The organism is Flavobacterium sp., from assembly GCF_044371705.1.
Classification (GTDB): Bacteria; Bacteroidota; Bacteroidia; order Flavobacteriales; family Flavobacteriaceae; genus Flavobacterium.
Genome location: NZ_JBILTE010000162.1, coordinates 1 through 5,674, shown reverse-complemented (window position 1 = coordinate 5,674; position 5,674 = coordinate 1). Strand labels below are relative to the sequence as shown.

The following is a 5,674-nucleotide window of genomic DNA, read 5'->3' as shown; positions in this document are numbered from 1 at the left end:
TTGACTAATAGTAAAACAATAGATTTCTTATCGTTAACACCATTAAATTTAGTAGTAAACTTATTGGTACTTCTTTTAAATCATCAAAATGCAACTTTAAAACAATGGTTTCTTTTTGTATTTATTGCTTTTGCCGGCTATTTTATAGAAGTAATTGGCGTAAACACAGGTGCAATTTTTGGAAATTATGTTTACGGGTCAACATTGGGTTTTAAAATTTTTGCAACACCTATTATCATTGGTGTAAATTGGCTTTTATTAACATATGCGGCGGTATATACTCTCGAAAAAAAGGTAAATAATACTTTATTAATTGCGTTTGGTTCGGCTTGTATTCTTGTGGTTTTGGATGTTTTGATTGAGCCTGTTGCAATGAACTATGACTTTTGGACTTGGGATGAGAGTGTGATTCCGTTTAAAAACTATGCGGCTTGGTTCTTTATTTCTTTTGTTTTTTGTTACATCCTAGCTTTGTTTAAGGAGCAATCTAAAAATAATGTAGCACCTTTTTTAGTAGTTCTTCAATTTATTTTCTTCGGAATTTTTAACTTTGTGACATGGATATAGTATTTTATATTTTTACAATAATTGCCACTTTTTTCTTTATGGAATTTATGGCTTGGTTCACTCATAAGTATATTATGCATGGTATTATGTGGTATTTTCACAAAGATCATCATCAACATGAGCCAGGTTTTTTTGAGAAGAATGATGTTTTCTTTCTTATTTTTGCTGTTCCAAGTTGGTTATGTATTATGCTGGGATTAATGAATTCCAACTACTATTCAGTATGCATTGGAGCAGGTATTGCATTGTATGGTTTTTGTTATTTTTTGATGCACGATGTTTTTATACATCAACGTTTTAAATGGTTTAGAAACACCAACAACACCTACATGCTTGCATTGCGAAGAGCTCACAAAATCCATCATAAGCATCTTGGAAAAGAGCATGGCGAAGTTTTTGGCATGTTGATCGTTCCTTTGAAATATTTTAAAAATTCTAGAAATAGTATCCCAAAGCGGTCTGCTTCGAAGTAGGCAAAAATTGACTTATATTTTTCGCACTCCTTTGTCGCATACTTTTGAAGTGTAGGTATCAAATGGAATAGTGGTTTTTGCGAAAATATTTTGTATTGCGTTTTCCACTTTTTTAGAATTTTCTAATCCTTTGCTTAAGCTGTATATAGAAGGACCTGAACCGGAAATACCGCAACCTAAAGCTCCATTTTCTAAAGCAACTTTTTTGATAGAATCAAATTCAGGAATTAAATTTTTTCGATAAGGTTCAGCAACTACGTCTTGCAGACAACGACCTAGCAGTCCATAATCTTCGGTATATAATCCGCTAATGAATCCGCCTAAATTTCCCCATTGTGTGATGGCTGTTTTCAGTGGAATTTCTTTTGGCAAAATACTTCTTGCTTCAGAGGTTATTACTTCTATATGTGGATGGATTATAGTTACATATAAATGCTTTGGACTTTTAATTTTAATCACTTCCAACGGGTTATAACTTCGAACCAATGTAAATCCACCCAGAATTGCAGGTGAAACATTGTCTGCGTGATAACTTCCACTAGCCAAAAATTCGCCTTCCATGGCAAACGGAATCAACTCTTTTCGATGCATAGGAATACCCAACAATTCATTGATTCCTACCACAACTCCGGCAGCACTTGCGGCACTGCTGCCTATGCCACTTCCGGCTTTGATTTTTTTATGAATTTCAATTTCGACCCCGAATTCTAAATCCAAGTGACTGAGCAAAGCCATTCCTGCGACTCCTGCCACATTTTTATTGGTTTCTAAAGGCAAATCAGCTCCGGTTATTTTGGTAATTCGAAGTCCTTTTTCTTTGACTTTTCGAATAATCATTTCGTCGCCAATGTTTTCCAGACACAATCCTAAGACATCAAATCCGCAGGATAAGTTGGCTACTGTGGCGGGGCAGAATATTTTTATTTCGTTCATTTTCTGAGGTTCTGAGGTTCTAAGGTTTTAAGGTTCTGAGGTTGCTTAGTACCTTAGAATCTTAGTGCCTTAGCACCTTAATTAAACATTTCCAATCCGAATCACATCCGCAAAAATACCTGAAGCAGTCACTGCAGCACCTGCACCGGCTCCTTTGATGAGCAAGGGTTGATCGACGTATCTGTCGGAAAAAAATTCCACTATATTGTCTTTTCCTTCTAAATTATAAAACGGACTTTCTTTAGGAATGAATTGCAAACCAACACTGGCTTTTCCCTTGTCGAATTTAGCAACAAATTTTAAACGGCAATCTTTTTCTTTTGCTTCTTTTAGCAAATTTTCAAAATGACTTGAGTGTTTGGTCAACGATTTAAAAAAGTCTTCATTGGTTATGGTTTCCATACATTCTTTTGGTAAGAAAGAACTATTTTCAATGTCTTCCATTTCCATTTGATAGCCGCTTTCGCGAATTAAAATCAGAATTTTTCGAGCGACATCCACACCACTTAAATCAATTTTTGGGTCGGGTTCGGTGAAACCTTGCACGCCGGCTTCTTTTACTACATCGTGAAAGTTGTAAGTTTCACTAAAATTATTAAAAATAAAATTCAAACTTCCGGATAAAACGGCTTGAATTTTATGAATTCGATCACCGGAAGCAATCAAATGTTTTAATGTATCAATAATTGGTAAACCAGCACCCACATTCGTTTCAAACAAAAACGGAGCATTGTATTTACGTGATAAGCGTTTTAAATTTAAGTAATTATCATACTCCGATGAACAAGCTATTTTGTTACATGTCACAACTGCAATATTTTTTCTAAGATAATGTTCGTAAGTCGCAGAAACTTCAGTATTTGCAGTAATATCAACAAAAATACTATTGCGTAAATTCAACGCTTTTGTTCTCTCAATAAAATCAGCTTTCGAAGCTTGTTCACCTTTATCCAAAGTTGTTTTCCAATCTTTTAATGAAATTCCTTCTTCATCAAAAACCATTTTTCGGGAATTGGAAAGAGCAATGACACGCAGATTTATTTTTAAATTTTCTTTTAAAAATTTCTTTTGTTGGTGAATTTGTTCGATGAATTTTTCGCCAACATTACCAACACCCATCACAAATAAATTCAACTGTTTGGTTTGTTCTTCAAAAAAACGTTCGTGTAGCGTATTCAATGCTTTTTTTACATCTTTTTCATTGATTACCAAAGAAATGTTTCGCTCGGAAGCACCTTGAGCAATCGCCCGAATGTTGACATTGTTTTTGCCCAACGTACTAAACATTTTTCCGCTGATTCCTTGGTGATTTTTCATTTGTTCACCCACCAAAGCCATTATACACAAGTCTTTTTCAACGATGCATGGATTGATTCTGTGTTGTGAAATTTCAAGTTCAAAAACTTTATCAATTGAAGTCTTTGCTATAGCAGCATCTGCATTTAAAATTCCGATACAAATGGAATGTTCTGACGAAGCTTGCGTGATAAAAATAACGCTTATCGAATGAATAGAAAGCACTTCAAACAATCGTTTGGAAACTCCGGCAACACCTACCATTCCGGAACCCTCTACTGTAATCAAAGCAATTTTATCAATATGAGAAATGCCTTTAATCGGATTCCCATTCGGGTTTGAGGCCGATGAGATGTAGGTACCAAACGCTTCCGGTTCAAACGTATTTTTAATCCAAATGGGTATGTTTTTGCTTAAAACCGGTTGAATGGTTGGTGGATAAAGCACTTTCGCACCAAAATGCGACAACTCCATCGCTTCTTCGTAGGTGATTTTTTCTATCGGTTGGGCTTGTTTGACAATTTTCGGATTGGCAGTGAACATTCCGTTGACGTCTGTCCAAATTTCTAATTCTTTCACATGCAAAGCTGCTGCAACTATCGCAGCTGTATAATCAGAACCACCACGACCCAAGGTAGTTGTGTTTCCATCAATTGACGAGGCAATAAATCCGGGAATTACGAATACTTGTGACGAATCTGACTTAAAATAATCAGCAATGATTTTGTTCGTCAGTTCAAAATTTACTTCCGCTTTGCCAAAATTACTATTGGTTTTGATGAGTTCGCGACTATCTTTAAAACTGCTGTTTCCAACCTTTTGTTTAAGGGCTTCTGCAATGATATAAGACGACAACAATTCACCGAAACTAACGATCATATCTGATGTTCGAGCCGTTAATTCGCCCAACAAATAACAACCATCTAACAAAGTTTCTAAATAGGAAATATTCTTTTTACAATAATGTAATAAAGCTGTTTGCTCGTTGACAGGAACCAAATCTTTAATAGCTTCGAGGTGTTTTTTTTCAATTTGTAAAACCACATCACGGTATGAATCATCTTTTGTTGCTGCTTTTTGAGCTGCCGACAAAAGTAAATCGGTTACGCCACTAAAAGCAGAAACAGCTACTATCAGTTTGCTTTCCTTTGATTTTTTCTCAACGATAGCAAGAACGAGTTTTATATTTTGGGCATTGGCAACCGAAGTTCCTCCGAATTTTAATACCTTCATAGGATTATTTTTTATTTGAAAATAAGAATTTTATTTTATTCTTTCGAATAAGCATAGCTGCGGATGATATGTAAAAATTATACCCCGAATGGGGTTGTAGTTGTAGAAGATGTACCAAAGGAAAATCCGTTCAATACATTGAAGGATTTGATAGTATAATTAATGTTCTTTTGTGATTTCATCTGAAACAAATGTAATAAATTTACGTAATTAAAAAAGAAAATCTGAATTTTTACGAATAGTTTACCAAAAAGTATATTCTACTAGCATATGAAAATTTTTACAACTGAAAAAATTAAAGAAGTTGATAAATTGACAACGGAGCGTCAACACATCACCGCATTTGAACTCATGGAGCAAGCAGCTTTGCAGGCATTTTTATGGCTCGTTCATCATTTTCACGACAAGAAAAAAGTTTTTCACTTTTTTTGTGGTGTGGGAAACAATGGTGGTGATGGTTTGGCAATTGCACGGATGCTCAAACAAAATTATTATGATGTGCATGTGTATGTTGTTCCTTTCAGCAAAAAATTATCACCTGATTTTGAATCGAATTTAGAACGATTGAAAGAGTGTAATTTGAAGTATGAAATTATAAATGAAGACGCCGATTTTCCTGATATTGCAGAAAATAACATTGTTGTGGATGCCATTTTTGGAATCGGCCTTTCACGTGAAATGGATGAATGGATTCAACAGATTGTTCAAAAAATCAATTACCATCAATCGTTCAAAGTTTCGATTGATATTCCTTCCGGATTATTTTTAAATCGAAAAACATCGATTGCCATCCAGTCGGATGTTGTGTTAACCTTTCAAATTCCTAAACTTAGTTTTTATATTCCGGATAACGAACAGTTTATAAATGAAATAGTTATTCTTCCGATTGATCTGGATGAAAAAGCAATTGATTCTATTCCAACTAATTATTATTATACCGATTTAAATGAAATAAAAAAACGATATAAACCCATATCAAAATTTTCACACAAAGGAACGCAGGGCCATGTGTTATTAATTGGAGGATGTTATGGCAAAATTGGGGCAATGGTGCTAGCTTCGCAAGCTGCTTTGCGTTCCGGTTGTGGTTTAGCAACTGTTTATACGCCAAAATGTGGGTATGAAATTTTACAAACTGCATCACCAGAAGCGATGGTAATCACCGATGAAAA

General features: G+C 34.8%; 5 protein-coding genes. 3 read left to right on the top strand and 2 right to left on the bottom strand.

Annotated features, from left to right (window positions below; translation table 11 throughout):
• A partial coding sequence (locus ACIQ2S_RS10520) for a carotenoid biosynthesis protein (RefSeq protein ID WP_396175739.1) occupies nt 1–567 on the top strand: 567 nt, incomplete at its 5' end.
• A complete protein-coding gene (locus ACIQ2S_RS10515) occupies nt 558–1,040 on the top strand; it encodes a carotene hydroxylase (protein ID WP_396175737.1) in 483 nt (160 codons plus the stop codon). The genes ACIQ2S_RS10520 and ACIQ2S_RS10515, both read left to right, overlap by 10 nt.
• Before the next feature lie 12 nt (nt 1,041–1,052).
• Here the strand turns inward: ACIQ2S_RS10515 and ACIQ2S_RS10510 are convergent, their stop codons facing one another.
• A complete protein-coding gene (locus tag ACIQ2S_RS10510) occupies nt 1,053–1,973 on the bottom strand; it encodes a homoserine kinase (protein WP_396175735.1) in 921 nt (306 codons plus the stop codon).
• 81 nt (nt 1,974–2,054) lie between these two features.
• On the bottom strand, nt 2,055–4,502 hold the full coding sequence (gene thrA / locus ACIQ2S_RS10505) for a bifunctional aspartate kinase/homoserine dehydrogenase I (RefSeq protein WP_396175733.1): 2,448 nt from the start codon (nt 4,500–4,502) through the stop codon (nt 2,055–2,057).
• A gap of 270 nt (nt 4,503–4,772) precedes the next feature.
• Here thrA and ACIQ2S_RS10500 point away from each other — a divergent pair.
• Nucleotides 4,773–5,674, top strand: a 902-nt coding sequence (locus ACIQ2S_RS10500) for an NAD(P)H-hydrate epimerase (protein WP_396175731.1), incomplete at its 3' end; no start/stop codon positions are given.